This is a genomic window from Paenibacillus sp. OAS669, assembly GCF_014873645.1.
Lineage (GTDB): Bacteria > Bacillota > Bacilli > Paenibacillales > NBRC-103111 > Paenibacillus_S > Paenibacillus_S vulneris.
Map to the genome: position 1 here is coordinate 207173 of NZ_JADBDR010000013.1, position 15490 is coordinate 222662.

The window sequence follows — 15490 nt, forward strand, 5'->3', positions numbered from 1 at the left end:
TTTTAGCCGATCATACCTTTATGAAAGAGTGCCGATAGACGCTATCTCCCTCTATAGCATAGAAAAAGTTCAATTTCCCCCTTGAGTTCCTTCAAAATGCGCGATTAGTCCCGAATATGAAAACCGGCTGAGGTTTTCATTGGCTTTGAAACTATCTATAATGAAAAGATAGGTGTTTCTCGGCAGTCAGTAACTCCCATCATGGTTTTAAGGAGATGTTCGGAATGATTCCTATTTATACAGTCGATGCGTTTACCTCTGTTCCCTTTGCCGGAAATCCGGCAGCGGTGTGCATTCTTCAGGAATTCCCGTCCGACGATGCATGGCTTAAAAAGATCGCGGCTGAGATGAACTTATCCGAGACCGCCTTTCTCTGTCCGATGGAAGGCTCCGGAAATTACCAGCTGCGTTGGTTTACCCCCGAAAAGGAGGTCGACCTATGCGGCCATGCGACTCTGGCCAGCGCTAAAGTGCTGTGGGAGAGCGGAGTAGCCTACAGGATCGAGCAGCTTCGCTTCCATACCAAGAGCGGCTTATTGACTGCCAAACGGCTGGATGGCGGAATCGAGCTGAACTTTCCCGCAGAGCCGGTCGTTCCTTGCACTGCCCCTCCCCAATTGGAGGAAGCGATCGGCTTCAAACCCCAGGCTGTCTACCGCAATCGGATGGATATGTTGATCGAAGCGGACCATGAACAAGCCTTGCGCGAGCTTAAGCCGGATTTCCGGCTGTTAAAGGAGATCCCTGCGCGAGGATTGATCGTAACGTGCCGCTCCGATAATCCGGACTATGATTTCGTCTCCCGCTGCTTCTACCCTTCCTTAGGCATTAATGAAGATCCGGTTACCGGATCGGCTCACTGCGCACTGGCTCCCTACTGGCAGGAAAAGCTGAATAAAAAACAATTCACGGCCCTTCAGCTCTCGGCAAGAACCGGCGTGTTGAAGCTCCGTCTCACGGATAACCGCGTGCATATCCAGGGACAGGCCGTCATTATGGTCAAAGGCCTTTTGCTTCATTAAGCCGAAGCTTCATTCCTTGACCGAAACAAACATAAAAGGAGTATCACCCATGACATCCCCCCATCTGACAACGAACGCAAAACCGCGTTCCGAAGCATTGTATAAAGAAGCTCTGGAACATATCGTAGGCGGCGTGAACAGCCCCTCCCGCTCCTTCAAGGCCGTCGGCGGCGGAGCCCCCGTATTTATGAAGCGGGGGCAAGGAGCTTACTTCTGGGACGAGGACGGCAATCGCTACATTGATTACCTTGCGGCGTACGGTCCGATTATTCTCGGCCATGCCCATCCTCATGTTACAGCAGCTATCTGCCGCGCGGCAGAGAACGGCACCTTATACGGAACACCGACAGAGCTCGAGATCGAGTTCGCCCGTATGATCAAAGCTGCCATCCCATCGCTCGATAAGGTCCGCTTCGTGAACTCCGGTACCGAAGCGGTTATGACGACGATCCGTGTCGCCAGAGCTTACACGGGACGCAACAAGATTATCAAATTCGCCGGCTGTTACCATGGCCACTCTGACCTGGTGCTTGTGGCGGCAGGAAGCGGTCCGTCCACTCTCGGCATTCCGGACAGCGCCGGCATTCCCATGAGCATCGCCAACGAGGTCATTACCGTGCCGTTTAACAACCTCGAAGCGCTCCAGGCAGCGCTTGAGCGCTGGGGTGACGACGTAGCCGCGGTAATGGTGGAGCCGATCGTCGGCAACTTCGGCATGGTGATGCCGAAGCCAGGCTTCCTCGAGGGACTGTGCGCCGCGGCAAGGAACAACGGCTCCCTCGTCATCTATGACGAGGTCATCACGGCGTTCCGCTTCCATTACGGCGCGGCGCAGACGTTCGATGGCTTAGAGGCCCCAAGCCTCGCAGCCATCGAGCCGGACCTGACGGCCCTGGGCAAAATCATCGGCGGGGGACTGCCGATCGGGGCCTACGGGGGCCGCAAGGACATCATGGCGCAGGTAGCGCCTTTGGGCCCGGCTTACCAAGCCGGGACGATGGCAGGCAACCCTGCGTCGATCTCCGCAGGCATCGCATGCCTGCAGGCATTGCAGGAGCCGGGAGTCTACGACCGGCTCGATAAGCTGGCCGCCATGCTGGAGGCCGGCCTGGCTGAAGCCGCCGGCAAGCACGGCGTCGCGCTGACGATCAATCGCATCCGGGGCTCCCTGTCCACGCATTTCTGCGATCATCCGGTTACCAATTACGATGAGGCACAGGATACGGACGGCGAGCAGTTCGCACGCTTCTTCCGTCTGATGCTCGAGCAAGGCATTTGCCTCGCTCCATCCAAATATGAGGCTTGGTTCATGACCACGGTCCATACGGAAGACGATATCGCCTACACAATCCGGGCCGCGGAACATTCCTTTGCAAGAATGGCCGCCGAACGTACCTTATAATAGAACATTAGAGAGAGAAGGACCCCTATTTCCAAAATAGCGGTCCTTCTTTGTAAACTAATCTGACCCGCCCCGTTTTTTCTCAAATATTCAAGCATCGTTCGGGTAATAACTAACGTTAATTAGGCTGATAAAAACCTTTTTTCCTAGATATGGCGTACCTCCTCTTGACCATGCTCAGAAAATAAAATTTTTGTAAAGAAAGCTTCCACGATACAAATATTGGCGATAAACCCGAACTATACATACACTTCCTTAATTATTCGTTCGTTTTTAGCATTTCGACAGTTTTCGCTCTTTTTTTGCCTTTATTCACCAATTATGCAAAATAGATAGCGCTTTCATCCGATCATTCCATTGATTGTTCTATTGTGCAACCAGCAATTTCGTGATATTCTATTAATACTTTATTTTGTAAGAAAATCGGCTATTTTATAAGGTTTTTGGCATGTTTTCCGTATCGATATGCGCTAATTTCGTCGATGAAGGCAGCTTTATTTTTTTCACAGCCTCGCACATCAACGCTTCGCAGCGCCTACGGTAAGCAGTAGCAGAATGTGGTTATGCATGAATAATGTATATTTATTCATCGGTATTTTTATCGATGAGTTTGTCCGCTTTCTTATCGCCGCAGTGACATGAACAAACCTTGCTGGATGACGATTTAGGACTCGCATACTTTTATTGGGAGGTGACGGTCAGCCTGCTGACCACAAAAATGAATGAAGTAATGCGCAATGAAGGCCGTTTTCAGAATTTGCTAGGTACCGAGCACGATAGCTGCGGTATCATCTGTATCGTGGAAAAGGACGGTTTCCCATCCCGCGATAACATTCGGAAGACGATTGAAGCTCTTGTCAAAATGGAACATCGTTCGGGATTTATTAACGGCGAAGGAGACGGTTGCGGTATTTTGACCGACATTCCTAGAGCTCTGTGGGAGAAAAAGCTGAATGACGCCGGTCTTGACGGCAAGCTTGCCTACGACGGCCGCTTTTCCGTTGCCCACATTTTTGTTCCGCGCAAGCTGGACATCTCCGTGGCTGACATGCAAAAAGGTATTCGCGAGCTGTTTGCCCAATTTAACGTTTCTATTATATTGGAACAAGAAAATCAAGTAGATAGCAGCGTCCTTGGGGAAAACGGCCGCAATGACGAGCCGACCTTCTGGCAAATCGCAGCACTGTGCGACAAGCAGGAAGTCGTCGTAGCGGATCATTTGTTCGAGCTGCATGTAGCTATTGAAGCACGCTACCACGTTCATGTCGCTACACTGAGCAATGTAACCGCCGCTTATAAAGTGATGGGTGCTGCCAGCATTCTTCCTAAATATTATAACGATACCCGCGATCCGCTTTTTGCGGCACAGGTTACGATCGGTCATAACCGTTACTCCACAAACACTCAATCCAGCTTTTTCCGTGTTCAACCGTTCTCTTTGCTCGGCCATAACGGAGAAATTAATACCGTTAAAAAAATGCGTCTCGAAGCAGACATGGTTGGCGTGCAGCTTGTTGAGAGCGGCAGTGACTCCCAGGACATGAACCGTACGATCGAGACCTTTATCCACCGCTTCGGCATCAGCTTGTTTGAGGCAATGGAAATCGTATTCCCTCCTATTATTAATGAAATGAAGCAATTCCGTCCTGAATTGCAAGACTTGTATGTTTACTATCGCCAAATCTGGGGTCACTTTGCTCAAGGCCCTGCCGGTATCGTATCCCGTTACGGTAATGAATGTATTTTCAGCGTAGATGCGCTCGGTCTTCGTCCGGTATGGATGGTAGAGAGCGAAACATCGCTGTACTTCTCCTCCGAGCAAGGGGTTATCACGGTAGATGAAATGGTAGCTGATCCAAAACCGATCGCTCCAGGCGAAAAAGTCGGCGTCGTTCTGACACCAGGCGAGCATGTTCAAGTAATTCCTTACTCCGGCGTTCAATCCTTGGTATACGAGCGCGCAAGCAAACGCATTGACTTTACGGGCATGCGTAAGCATTTGAAGGATACGCTGCCGGCAGTAGAAGCCGCTTCTCAAGAGGATGCCGTCGTTACCGACGCTCTGTACAGCGCATTCGGTTGGGACCGTGAAGGCATTCAGATGATCGAGACCATGTCCGAAACCGGTGCGGAGCCGATCCGTTCGCTTGGTCATGACGGCCCGCATGCTTGCATCAACTGGGAGCGTCAGAACATTCCGGATTTCATTAAAGAAAGCGTTGCAGTCGTAACGAACCCTGCCATTGACCGTGACCGCGAGATGGAGCACTTCTCCACACGCGTTGTGGTTGGCCCTCGTCCAACCGTGTACGGCCAGCCGGATCAAAGCCTTCGCGTTGAATTGCTGACGCCGCTTGTACTTGAAGGCAGCAACGGTATCGATTCCTTGGCTGAGCTTGGCCAACCGAGCTTTGAGCAGCTTCGTGCGATGTTCAAGGCACAAGGAGATCAGGCAGTAGCGACCTTGTCTCTTACCTTCGCTCGCGGCACATCCTTGAAGGATGCGTTGGATCAGCTGGCTGCGGACGCCGTGGCTGCTGTTAAGAACGGTGCCGTGTTACTGATTCTTGATGACGCTGCTGCGCATCAGAACGATCGTTTGTTCATGGATCCGCATCTGTCCGTATCCAAGGTCGATATCGCTCTGCGCGCAGAAAAATTGCAGTTCGGCGACAACCTGCGCCGTCATACGACCGTTGTGCTTCGCTCCGCTGCTATCCGCAACCTGCATGATATTGCTGTTGCATGCGGCTTGGGCGTAGATATCGTATCTCCTTACCTGCTGTTTGCAACCTCCGCTGTGAAGAACGGCGCGTCTGCAGCACGTAAAGTCTACACTGCATTGACTAAAGGCTTGGAAAAAGTCATTTCCACTATCGGTACTCACGAGCTTCGCGGCTATACCCGCTTCTTCTCGTCGATCGGCTTGAAGCCGGAAGTATCCGATGTGTTAGATATCGTGAACTACCTGGGCAGCGAGAATGCCGGTACCGGCTTTGCCGAGCTGGAAAAAGACGCGGAAGCCCGCTACAACGACTTTACGAATCCTAAAGCCAAAGCGGCTCGTAACTTCCACTTCTTCCAACGGATGTGGAAAGCGCTCGGAGAGGCAGCTGCCGGAACAGCTCCTTATTCCGACTACCGCGACAAGCTTCGTGAAGAAGAGAAGCGCAACCCGATCTCCATTCGTCACGTTGCCGACTTCAACTATGAGCTGGCTCATAAGGAAGGCCGCAAGCCATTGGATCCATCTCAGGTTGACATCGGTATCGGCGGTCATGATTTGCCTATGCTGATCTCCTCCATGTCGTTCGGTTCCCAGAACGAAACGGCGTTCCGCGCTTATGCAGAAGCCGGTGAGCGTCTGAACATGGTAACCATGAACGGTGAGGGCGGAGAAATCAAAGATATGCTCGGCCGTTACAAAAGAACACGCGGTGCCCAAGTTGCATCCGGTCGTTTTGGTATCAACGTAGAGCTGGCTAACGCCGTAGCTTTCCTTGAAATTAAAATCGGTCAAGGCGCGAAGCCAGGCGAAGGCGGTCACCTGCCGGGCTCCAAGGTTACCGCGAAGATCGCTGCCGCACGTAATGCGACCATCGGTTCCGATTTGATCTCGCCATCCAACAACCACGATATTTATTCTATCGAGGACTTGGCGCAAATCATTTCCGAGCTGAAAGAAGCAAGCGGCCGTAAGGCGAAAATCAACGTCAAGGTTCCTGTCGTACCAGGTATCGGTACAATTGCAGTCGGCGTTGCCAAAGCAGGCGCAGATGTTATCACCCTGTCCGGCTTCGACGGCGGTACAGGTGCTGCACGTATCCACTCCTTGACTCATGTAGGCTTGCCTACAGAAATCGGTACGAAATTGGCTCACGTAGCCTTGATCGAAGCCGGCTTGCGTCACAAAGTCGAGCTCTGGTCTGACGGCGGCTTGAAATCCGGTGCCGATGTAGTGAAAATGATGATGCTCGGTGCAAACCGCTGCGGCTTCGGCAGTATCTCCATGCAGGCTATCGGCTGCACAACATGCCGCGGCTGTCACCTGGATACTTGCCACGTAGGTATTGCAACACAAATTGACTCGATGGAGGAAGCGGAAGAAAAAGGTCTTCGCCGTTTCGTACCTCGTGTATTCGATACAGCAGTAGATTCGCTCGTTCGTCTGTTCGGCGGAATGGGCCAAGAAATTCGCGAAATTGTCGCTCAATTAGGCTTCTCCAGCGCCCAAGAGCTTGTCGGCCGTTCCGACCTGCTGCAGCAAATCAGCTGCCTGGATAAAATCGATTTGTCCGACATTTTGCGTCCGGCTCCGCTTTCCTTCGCAGCAGCGCATGAAGCTCAGCTGGAAGCTGCAGCAGCGGTATCCTCCGATATCCGTATTGCAGCAGGCGCTGAAGGTCAAGAATTCTTCCCGGATTCCTTATCCTTCGACGCTCCAATTGCCCGCAGATGGTCCAAGGTGGATGCGGAATCCCGTATTCTCGGAAGCCGCTACTCCAGCCATCGCGTAAGAGACCGTTTTGACGGCAGCTATGATCAATTGCCGCCAGTATCGCTTACTTTGACTGACGGTTCCGTACCAGGTAACGGCTTGGGTGCATTCAACGCACGCGGCGTTGACATTACGGTTCACGGCGGTGCTGAGGACGGCGTAGGTAAAATGTCGTTCGGCGGTAAAGTAGCGATCCTGAAATCGCAAGGCAGCCATGGCCAATTCATCAACGGTTCCGTTGGTAAATCGTTCGGCTACGGCGCTCAAAAAGGTCTGTTCCTGATCCAAGGCAACGCGGATACTCGTGCCTGCATCCGCTTCTCCGGTGCAGACGTCGTATTCGGCGGCGAGATCACTTCTCCGCTTGAAGATGAGCTGGGCGGACTTGCAAGCCGCGCGAATCTGAAAGGCTTCGCCTTCGAATACATGACCAATGGTCGTGCCGTTGTACTTGGCGACCCAGGTCCATGGATTTGTGCAGGGATGACCGGCGGTGTCATCTATCAACGTCTGAACCCAGAAATGGGTATGGACGAAGCGGCTATTCAACGCCGTATCGCGAAAGGCGCGAAAGTGAAAATCGAGAAAGTCGGCCCGCAAAGCATCAAGGATCTGAACGAGCTGCTCGGCGCTTACCGCCAAGAGCTTGCCGCTTCCGGTCAAACTGAAGCAGCCGCGAAAGTCGATCACCTTCTCGCTAATCTCGAAACCAGCTTTGTGCGTATCGCTCCAGTGAACCTGCAAGCCGACCAATCGGTGGCTACAGAGTAATCCTGCGATCATAGGACTCATACGATCCCATCAGAACCTTTGTTCTGGTGGGATTTTTTTATGTCTTAAACTTTCGGGGTCCCCCGCGATTTATCCAAATCACCTTCGCAGTCATCCCTCCATTACCCCGGATGTTTCTCTGATATCCCACTTTTATCACCTATAGCGCCGCGTTAGCGGCTTGGATGGCTTTATAGGGTTATTTGTCATAGATCGAATCTGTCGCTTTTTAATTATTAAAGAGTGTGTGCTATGTGCGGAAATCAGGAGGAGACCAAGAAGATAAGGACGATCCATTGGCGGATCGCAGGTGTGCGGAGTAACTGACGAGTTTAGAGCCTATATCTTAATTAGCGGAGCATTTACTAATCATGGATTCACACTGGATAGCCAGGCCTGCCTCCTAGCCTTGTATAACGCTATTATAGCTTTCCTCACGAACAAAGTATGGCAGCTTTTGCGGCAGCCTGATGATCCCGCCCCTCCTTGCCTGGAAAATCAGGCGAACCTAGTACCTCCCCTTCTACCCAATCGTATACGTGGGCATATCCGTTTAATGTCGGAAAGGAATGAAGCAGCTTAGGAAGAGCAGGATGCTTCACTTCCGAATGGAACGTCTCCGATTGCTTCAAGTAAGCCACCGCATTTGCCGTTTCGGCATGCTTAACGAAAAGGCGCTCCTCTGAAGGAAGCCTGACACCATACGATACGCATCCTGAATCCTGCTTGTTGAATACCTTAAAAATCTCTGAGCATTCCGTCAATAAGTTTTCTATTTCAGCGGCTGCATACCGGATGCTCAGTAAGGGGTTCTCTTGACGACTCATGATTGGTTGTTCCCTCCCGTTCTATCGCATTTCATTGCCTGCCCCTATGCTTGACAAGGATAATGCCTGCACCAGCTACAACGGCTAACCCTACTATCACAGCGAGAGCTATTTCTAATCCAACGTTGCTCTTGGAGATGACAACTGTCGTTTCTCCCAGAGTCGTTTCATCGAACGAGCTTGCTAACCCGGTATTTCCGCACAGCTTCGGACGCAGCTTTCCCTCATCTCTGCCGGCGAAAATGATATATTCCTCCCCTTCTTGAAACTTAGTCCAGTAGTTCTGATTTAATGTCACCGTCTCATGGAGATCCCCCTTCCATACTGTAAGCACCTGAAATTTCAGCTTCTCTTTTGTTTCCGTCAAAAGCCTTCCCTTGAACACGAGCTCGGAATAGTCCGTCTCCTCCTTTGGAGGCCGAGGCGGAGCGCAAGATAGCGCTGAGGCGGAAGGAATGGCAATCCCCAAGAACAGTACTATTGCTAACCATAGCCCTACCCATTTCTTCATCTTTTGCATCCCCCTTCCAGAAACATTTTTTCAAATCTTTTCCTGATGCCATTATGACGGTGGAAATGTCGGTTATGTTGCAGCGCAATTTCTTCGAACAGCACATCAAGCCGACATAGATCAACATAGGACCGGAAAAATGCAGGGCTTTTTGAAATTCTCCCCCTAGGACGGTATTACAAAAAAAAAGGAAGCCGGCTTCTCTTGTCAGAGAAGACAGCTTCCTTTTTATGCGAATCCTATAATTTAGCCTTGTTTAGCCGCGCGGTAAGCCTCAATGTATTGAGCCGCTTTTTTCGCTACGAGGCTGTAATTACGTTCTTTTACCGCTTCGGTAGTCAAGTCGGAACCGATACCTACCGCTACAGCGCCGGCTTTAATCCAATCAGCCAGATTGCTGAGGGATACACCGCCGGTAGGCATGATGTTAGCCTGCGGCATAGGTCCTTTGATCGCCTTGATAGTCGAAGGCGAGTACAAATTACCCGGGAACAGCTTCACGATGTCTACGCCAAGCTCCAAAGCTTGCTGGATCTCGTGAACCGTCATAACGCCCGGCATAACAGGTACGCGGTACCGGTTGCACAGAGTAACCGTCGCAGGATTCAAAGAAGGGCCTACGACGAACTCGGAGCCGCTAAGGATCGCGGCGCGTGCCGTTTCCGGATCCAGCACGGTACCTACACCGATGATCGCGTATTTGGACGGATCCTGCGTCGTGCTGGAATATTTCTTGGCAAGCGTCTCAATCGCTTGCAGAGCGAAAGGCACGGTCATCGTTACTTCGATGACCTTAATGCCGCCCTCGATGGCTTGTTCGGCCATCTCTACGACTTCTTCCGGCGTCTCGCCGCGTAGTACGGCAACAACACCTTCCGTAGTAATTTGTTGAAGCAGCTTTATTTTTTTCATATATGGTTTCTCCGTTCCTTAGCATCTAGTTTGGAGCTGATCAATGAAACAATAAGCTGTAAGCAATATCAACCGGACGCCCGGAGCGATTTTGTTCTTAGCGCTCTACGTGCTTCACGTTATTCAGAACAGCCTCAACCTGCTCCCAAGTAGGGATACCTTCCCAGTCGCCTTCCATTTGTACAACCATGCTTCCGATCAAATTCCCGAGACGAACGGCTTCCACATGGCTGTAGCCCTTCAATAGACCGACGATAAATCCGGCGCAGAAGCCGTCTCCGGCCCCCACTGTATCTACGACTTGCTCCGCCTTGAAGTAAGGTACAGCGGTAATGCTGCCCTTCTCCACCACGTAGGTTTCGTCGTCTCCGCCTTTGACGATGCTCACCGCATCCAGTTCTCCCAGACGTTGAATGATCTCGTCAAAGCTCTCTGTTTGATACACCAGCTTCAGCTCATCCAACCCCGGAAGGAAGTAATCGGCTTCCTTCGCCATATCGAGCAGTACTCCCCGTGCCTCTTCAATCGACCATAGCTTGAGGCGGAGGTTCGGATCGAAGCATACCTTCACACCGTGCTTGCGTGCAAGACGCATAGCCTCTTTGGCCGCCTCACGGCAGGACTCGCTGAGTGCCGGTGTAATGCCGGTTACATGCAGGTATTTAGCCTGTTTAATATATTCCTCGTCCAGATGCTCCGGCTTCAGTGTGCTGGCAGCCGAGTTTTTGCGGTAGTAGTACACCGATGTTTTGCCGGATACGACCTCACGAAGCATCAGCCCTGTAGGAGCTTCTGTCGTAAGCTCAACGCGCGAAACGTCAACGCCTTCGCCGCGGATTTTTTTCAGGATCATCCGTCCGAACGGATCTTTACCCAGGCGGCTGAACCAGCCTACGCGATGACCTAGACGGGCGACACCGATAGCCACATTGCTCTCCGCACCGCCAAACAGACCTTGAAATTGCGACGAATATTCAATTCCTTTGGTGCCTGCAGGCATCATAAGCGCCATTGTTTCCCCAAAGGTAATGATCTCCGGTTGAAACATTTGAGTAGATCCTTGTTGTGCCGTCATTATCGGTTCATCCATCCGCCGTCAACGCAAAGCACGTGACCGTTCATATAGTCCGAAGCTGCGGAAGCCAGGAATACAGCAGGACCTTGCAAATCTTCTGTAGTACCCCAACGGCCTGCAGGAATACGAACCAAAATTTGCGAGCTGCGCTCTTCGTCTGCACGCAATGCAGCCGTGTTGTCTGTAGACATATATCCAGGTGCAATCGCGTTTACTTGAACGCCTTTGCTTGCCCATTCGTTTGCCAATGCTTTCGTAACACCTGCGATCGCATGCTTGGAAGCTGTATATCCAGGAACGTTGATACCGCCTTGGAAGCTCAGCATGGAAGCGATGTTAATGATTTTACCGGAGCCTTGCTTGATCATCTCACGGCCTACCAGTTGACACAGGAAGAACGATGCATTTAGGTTCAGATTAATCACATCGTGCCAATCTTGAGAGGAATGCTCAGCAGCAGGAGTACGACGAATGATTCCTGCATTGTTGACCAAAATATCAATTTTACCGAATGCGTTCAGCGCTTCGCTAACAACGCGCGGATATTCTTTTTCATCGGACAGGTTCGCAACGATAGTGTGCACTTTGCGGCCCATGGCCTCGATTTTTTGTTGAGTCTCTCTATTGCGGTCATTGCTTGTAACAATCACAATATCGGCGCCTGCTTGCGCTAATCCCAAAGAGATTCCGCCACCAAGACCTACGGCTCCACCCGTTACGATAGCAACTTTGCCGGTCAAATCAAATAAATTCATCTCTACACCTCGTTTAAACGTTTTATATAATAACAAAACCCCAGTTCCTAGGGTTGTCCTCACCTCTTATTATAAGTGAAGTACCCCTAATGTGCCATAGCGCCTATGAAAATTTCAGACTCATTCTTTCATAATTGGCAATTTTGCAATAATTTGTTCACTAATAAGGATTCCCCTAATTACAAGGCGCATATCTCGATTTCAAACCCAAGATCTTCAATCATTCGATGATCTTCTGAAGCCTCCTGGCCAGCGGTCGTCAAGTAATCTCCGACAAATACGGAATTCGCCGCATACAACCCGAGTGCTTGCAATGAGCGGAGGTTCAACTCACGCCCCCCAGCAATCCGAATCTCCTTGGATGGGTTCATAAATCGCATCAGAGCCAGCACCTTCAAGCATTGGCGAGGATTCAGCCCCTTCTGCCCCTCCAACGGCGTTCCGGGAATCGGATTCAAAAAGTTCACCGGAATCGAATCTGCCTCCAATTCACGTAATGCATACGCCATTTCTACGATCTCCTCGTTCGTCTCTCCCATCCCGATGATACACCCTGAGCAAGGAGACATTCCTGCCGCTTTTGCCTTCTGTACCGTCTCCTGCCGGTCCTCATAGGTATGTGTCGTAGTAATGCTGGGAAAGTGGCGGCGGCTTGTATTCAAATTATGATTGTATCGGTCTACTCCTGCCTCCTTAAGCCGTTCAGCCTGATCTTCCGTCAAAATCCCAAGACATGCGCATATTTTCAAAGGCATCGCTGCTTTTATCTCACGGACAGCTTCGATGACCTGATCCAGCTCTTTACTTGTTGGGCCCTTTCCGCTGGCTACAATGCAGTATGTTCCAACCTTCATCTCCAACGCTTTGCGTGCACCTTCTATCAGCGTTTCTTTTTCAAGCAGCGGGTACTTGGATATAGGCGCCTTCGATACGATCGATTGCGAACAATACCCGCAGTCCTCCGGACATAGCCCGCTCTTCGCGTTAATTATCAGGTTCAGCTTTACTTTGTTTCCGTAATGATGATGTCTTACTTTGTACGCGCTGTTCATGATGGCCAGCAGTTCCTTATCGTCTGCCTCCAACACGGACAGTCCTTCCTCCATCGTTAACGGCTGTCCCCCCAGTACTTTCTCCGCCAGTTCGTTCCAATCTGTATGTATTGTTTTCATAGGGTCCTCCTTTTATCGAATTCTTTTTTTATATAGGTCCAATACGGTTTGCCTCATACTCTATTTATTTTTAAATAGTCCAGGTAAATTGTCAACCATATCATTACATTTTAGGTTGACAATTAATTTGTAAGTATACTCCAATCCCCCAAAAGCTCTCTTCAAGCCCCAGTTCTGAATCGGTCTAAACCTACTGAGAGGACCCTAGAAGGTCCTTTTAAATGCGGTGAATAACCCTTTATATTGGCTTACTATACTCACCCTTATGAGCGCTTTAACGCCTCTTAGTCAGTACATAAAAGTCACAATGGTTATCAGATAGTGAACCATCCAACCAACCTATCCATATTACCCCATTCTATACACTAATGAAGGCTGAATCCGTCGGTGGATACTGGTAGGCCGGTAAGTTTATAACTGATTATAGATCATTCATAACTTCATGATGTTCCCCAGTTGATTTAGCAGCATCCGGCCCCATAACTCCAGATACCTATAAAATATAAAAAAACAGCACTTAAAACTCGTCTCCCTAAATGAAAGGAAAAGAATTTAAGGCTGCTAAATGTTAAGCTAGAGGTTTATTAAGAGCTGCAAACAAAATAAAAAACCATCCGCGATGGATGGCTGTGATTTTATAAGAAGCGTCCCAGGAGGGATTCGAACCCCCGACCAACGGCTTAGAAGGCCGTTGCTCTATCCAGCTGAGCTACTGGAACATAAATATGGAGCGGGTGATGGGAATCGAACCCACGCTACCAGCTTGGAAGGCTGGAGTTCTACCATTGAACTACACCCGCTCAACACTATAGAAAACATTATGGTCGGGATGACACGATTCGAACATGCGACCCCCTGGTCCCAAACCAGGTGCTCTACCAAGCTGAGCTACATCCCGTTAATTATGGTGCCGGTAGAGGGACTTGAACCCCCACGGTTTCCCTCACGATTTTGAGTCGCGCGCGTCTGCCAATTCCGCCATACCGGCATTTCTGGAGCGGAAGACGGGAATCGAACCCGCGACCCTCGCCTTGGCAAGGCGATGCTCTACCGCTGAGCCACTTCCGCACATTTCAGAAAGAACAAGAACAATTATAAGATAATGTTTTCTAAAAAGCAAGTGTTTTTTGAGAGATTGGAGCGGAAGACGGGAATCGAACCCGCGACCCTCGCCTTGGCAAGGCGATGCTCTACCGCTGAGCCACTTCCGCAAAAGCAATGCGCGTAGAGGGACTTGAACCCCCACGGTCTCCCGCTAGATCCTAAGTCTAGTGCGTCTGCCAATTCCGCCATACGCGCGCTTGAGAAAAACATGGTGAGCCATGAAGGACTCGAACCTTCGACACCCTGATTAAAAGTCAGGTGCTCTACCAACTGAGCTAATGGCTCATGATACATGCCCGGAAAGTAATCGGACTTCTCAACGAAGCTTTACGTCACTTTTGGGAATATAAAACTGGGGATCTAGGATTCGAACCTAGGCATGACGGAGTCAAAGTCCGTTGCCTTACCGCTTGGCTAATCCCCAACGTTGTAATAATGGGGCGATCGATGGGACTTGAACCCACGAGTGCTGGAGCCACAATCCAGTGCGTTAACCCCTTCGCCACGACCGCCATATTAAATTGGAACAATGGTGCCGTCGAGAGGACTTGAACCCCCAACCTACTGATTACGATTCAGTTGCTCTACCGATTGAGCTACGACGGCAAAATAATATACTAATGCCGATGTCACAGTCTCTTCGATTACCTCTGATCTAGCTACCATAACATAAATGGCGGAGCCGACGGGATTCGAACCCGCGGTCTCCTGCGTGACAGGCAGGCATGTTAGGCCTCTACACCACGGCTCCACACTAAGAATTGGTGTCCCCGGAAAGTAATAGGAATAAGCTACTTAGAACTACTTCACTTTTTGGGGATTTGTTTGGTTGCGGGGGCAGGATTTGAACCTGCGGCCTTCGGGTTATGAGCCCGACGAGCTACCGGGCTGCTCCACCCCGCGTCGTTAGATTACATATGGTGGAGGCTGACGGGATCGAACCGCCGACCCTCTGCTTGTAAGGCAGATGCTCTCCCAGCTGAGCTAAGCCTCCATATGTTTTAGGTTAAAGTGGTGACCCGTAGGGGATTCGAACCCCTGTTACCTCCGTGAAAGGGAGGTGTCTTAACCCCTTGACCAACGGGCCTTGATAAATAATATGGCGGAGAGAGAGGGATTCGAACCCTCGAGACGCTTGTGACGCCTACACGATTTCCAATCGTGCTCCTTCGGCCAACTCGGACACCTCTCCATTATCTAAGAATCGAAATGGAATATACATTCCCGCTGTTGTTGGAGAAATGGCTCCCCGAACAGGACTCGAACCTGTGACAACTCGATTAACAGTCGAGTGCTCTACCAACTGAGCTATCAGGGAACGATGTTCATTAGGGTTGTAGCAACCCGCTTGGCGACGTTCTACTCTCCCAGGACCCTTCGGTCCAAGTACCATCGACGCTGGAAGGCTTAACGTTCGTGTTCGGTATGGGTACGCGTGGTT

At 50.6% G+C, this 15490-nt stretch carries 9 protein-coding genes, 17 tRNA genes and 1 rRNA gene; 3 read left to right on the plus strand and 24 right to left on the minus strand.

Annotation, left to right across the window (positions count from 1 at the left end):
- Positions 1-224: 224 nt before the first annotated feature.
- From GGC63_RS25145 to GGC63_RS25155, 3 genes are all read left to right on the plus strand, one after another.
- The gene (locus GGC63_RS25145; RefSeq protein ID WP_192704662.1) at positions 225-1022 is read left to right on the plus strand and encodes a PhzF family phenazine biosynthesis protein; all 798 of its coding nucleotides are present in this window, start codon (positions 225-227) and stop codon (positions 1020-1022) included.
- 49 nt (positions 1023-1071) lie between these two features.
- Positions 1072-2424: a glutamate-1-semialdehyde 2,1-aminomutase gene (locus GGC63_RS25150; protein ID WP_192704663.1), complete on the plus strand. Its 1353-nt coding sequence runs from the start codon at positions 1072-1074 to the stop codon at positions 2422-2424.
- A gap of 730 nt (positions 2425-3154) precedes the next feature.
- Positions 3155-7693, plus strand: a complete 4539-nt coding sequence (locus GGC63_RS25155) for a glutamate synthase-related protein (protein ID WP_192704680.1) — start codon at positions 3155-3157, stop codon at positions 7691-7693.
- Positions 7694-8127: 434 nt separating this feature from the next.
- Here GGC63_RS25155 and GGC63_RS25160 read toward each other — a convergent pair whose 3' ends face one another.
- The 24 genes from GGC63_RS25160 to rrf form a co-directional block, all read right to left on the minus strand.
- Complete coding sequence (locus GGC63_RS25160) at positions 8128-8520, minus strand: hypothetical protein (RefSeq protein ID WP_192704664.1); 393 nt, start codon at positions 8518-8520, stop codon at positions 8128-8130.
- 31 nt (positions 8521-8551) lie between these two features.
- Entirely contained in the window at positions 8552-9031 is a 480-nt protein-coding gene (locus tag GGC63_RS25165; protein WP_192704665.1) for a hypothetical protein, read from the minus strand.
- 246 nt (positions 9032-9277) lie between these two features.
- Positions 9278-9943 (minus strand): bifunctional 2-keto-4-hydroxyglutarate aldolase/2-keto-3-deoxy-6-phosphogluconate aldolase, encoded by a 666-nt coding sequence (locus GGC63_RS25170; RefSeq protein ID WP_079913797.1) that lies wholly within the window; start codon positions 9941-9943, stop codon positions 9278-9280.
- Between the two features lie 97 nt (positions 9944-10040).
- The gene (locus GGC63_RS25175) at positions 10041-11018 is read right to left on the minus strand and encodes a sugar kinase (protein ID WP_192704666.1); all 978 of its coding nucleotides are present in this window, start codon (positions 11016-11018) and stop codon (positions 10041-10043) included.
- Positions 11018-11773: a 2-dehydro-3-deoxy-D-gluconate 5-dehydrogenase KduD gene (gene kduD / locus GGC63_RS25180; RefSeq protein ID WP_192704667.1), complete on the minus strand. Its 756-nt coding sequence runs from the start codon at positions 11771-11773 to the stop codon at positions 11018-11020. Before kduD ends, GGC63_RS25175 begins: the two co-directional genes overlap by 1 nt.
- Positions 11774-11952: 179 nt before the next feature.
- Positions 11953-12945, minus strand: coding sequence for a biotin synthase BioB (gene bioB / locus GGC63_RS25185; protein ID WP_192704668.1), 993 nt, complete (start codon positions 12943-12945; stop codon positions 11953-11955).
- A 645-nt stretch (positions 12946-13590) separates the two neighbouring features.
- Positions 13591-13664, minus strand: a tRNA-Arg gene (locus tag GGC63_RS25190).
- A gap of 7 nt (positions 13665-13671) precedes the next feature.
- Positions 13672-13745, minus strand: a tRNA-Gly gene (locus GGC63_RS25195).
- 21 nt (positions 13746-13766) lie between these two features.
- Positions 13767-13843 (minus strand) — tRNA-Pro (locus tag GGC63_RS25200).
- A 7-nt stretch (positions 13844-13850) separates the two neighbouring features.
- A tRNA-Leu gene (locus GGC63_RS25205) sits at positions 13851-13933 on the minus strand.
- A gap of 5 nt (positions 13934-13938) precedes the next feature.
- Positions 13939-14013 (minus strand) — tRNA-Gly (locus GGC63_RS25210).
- 68 nt (positions 14014-14081) lie between these two features.
- Positions 14082-14156, minus strand: a tRNA-Gly gene (locus GGC63_RS25215).
- Between the two features lie 8 nt (positions 14157-14164).
- Positions 14165-14244: transfer RNA gene (locus GGC63_RS25220), tRNA-Leu, on the minus strand.
- Between the two features lie 14 nt (positions 14245-14258).
- Positions 14259-14334 (minus strand) — tRNA-Lys (locus GGC63_RS25225).
- Positions 14335-14401: 67 nt separating this feature from the next.
- Positions 14402-14473, minus strand: a tRNA-Gln gene (locus tag GGC63_RS25230).
- Positions 14474-14485: 12 nt separating this feature from the next.
- Positions 14486-14561, minus strand: a tRNA-His gene (locus GGC63_RS25235).
- 18 nt (positions 14562-14579) lie between these two features.
- Positions 14580-14655 (minus strand) — tRNA-Thr (locus tag GGC63_RS25240).
- A gap of 68 nt (positions 14656-14723) precedes the next feature.
- Positions 14724-14800, minus strand: a tRNA-Asp gene (locus GGC63_RS25245).
- A 75-nt stretch (positions 14801-14875) separates the two neighbouring features.
- Positions 14876-14952: transfer RNA gene (locus tag GGC63_RS25250), tRNA-Met, on the minus strand.
- A gap of 15 nt (positions 14953-14967) precedes the next feature.
- Positions 14968-15043 (minus strand) — tRNA-Val (locus GGC63_RS25255).
- An 18-nt stretch (positions 15044-15061) separates the two neighbouring features.
- Positions 15062-15136, minus strand: a tRNA-Glu gene (locus GGC63_RS25260).
- A gap of 13 nt (positions 15137-15149) precedes the next feature.
- Positions 15150-15241 (minus strand) — tRNA-Ser (locus GGC63_RS25265).
- A gap of 50 nt (positions 15242-15291) precedes the next feature.
- Positions 15292-15367 (minus strand) — tRNA-Asn (locus tag GGC63_RS25270).
- A gap of 28 nt (positions 15368-15395) precedes the next feature.
- A 5S ribosomal RNA gene (gene rrf / locus GGC63_RS25275) occupies positions 15396-15490 on the minus strand; the annotation flags it as partial.

Bases quoted from the DNA above. Each gene is read 5' to 3' on its own strand.
- GGC63_RS25175 (WP_192704666.1), bottom strand. From the start codon at position 11,018: ATGACGGCACAACAAGGATCTACTCAAATGTTTCAACCGGAGATCATT.
- GGC63_RS25160 (WP_192704664.1), bottom strand. From the start codon at position 8,520: ATGAGTCGTCAAGAGAACCCCTTACTGAGCATCCGGTATGCAGCCGCT.
- GGC63_RS25155 (WP_192704680.1), top strand. From the start codon at position 3,155: ATGCGCAATGAAGGCCGTTTTCAGAATTTGCTAGGTACCGAGCACGAT.
- GGC63_RS25150 (WP_192704663.1), top strand. From the start codon at position 1,072: ATGACATCCCCCCATCTGACAACGAACGCAAAACCGCGTTCCGAAGCA.
- GGC63_RS25165 (WP_192704665.1), bottom strand. From the start codon at position 9,031: ATGAAGAAATGGGTAGGGCTATGGTTAGCAATAGTACTGTTCTTGGGG.
- GGC63_RS25170 (WP_079913797.1), bottom strand. From the start codon at position 9,943: ATGAAAAAAATAAAGCTGCTTCAACAAATTACTACGGAAGGTGTTGTT.
- GGC63_RS25145 (WP_192704662.1), top strand. From the start codon at position 225: ATGATTCCTATTTATACAGTCGATGCGTTTACCTCTGTTCCCTTTGCC.
- bioB (WP_192704668.1), bottom strand. From the start codon at position 12,945: ATGAAAACAATACATACAGATTGGAACGAACTGGCGGAGAAAGTACTG.
- kduD (WP_192704667.1), bottom strand. From the start codon at position 11,773: ATGAATTTATTTGATTTGACCGGCAAAGTTGCTATCGTAACGGGTGGA.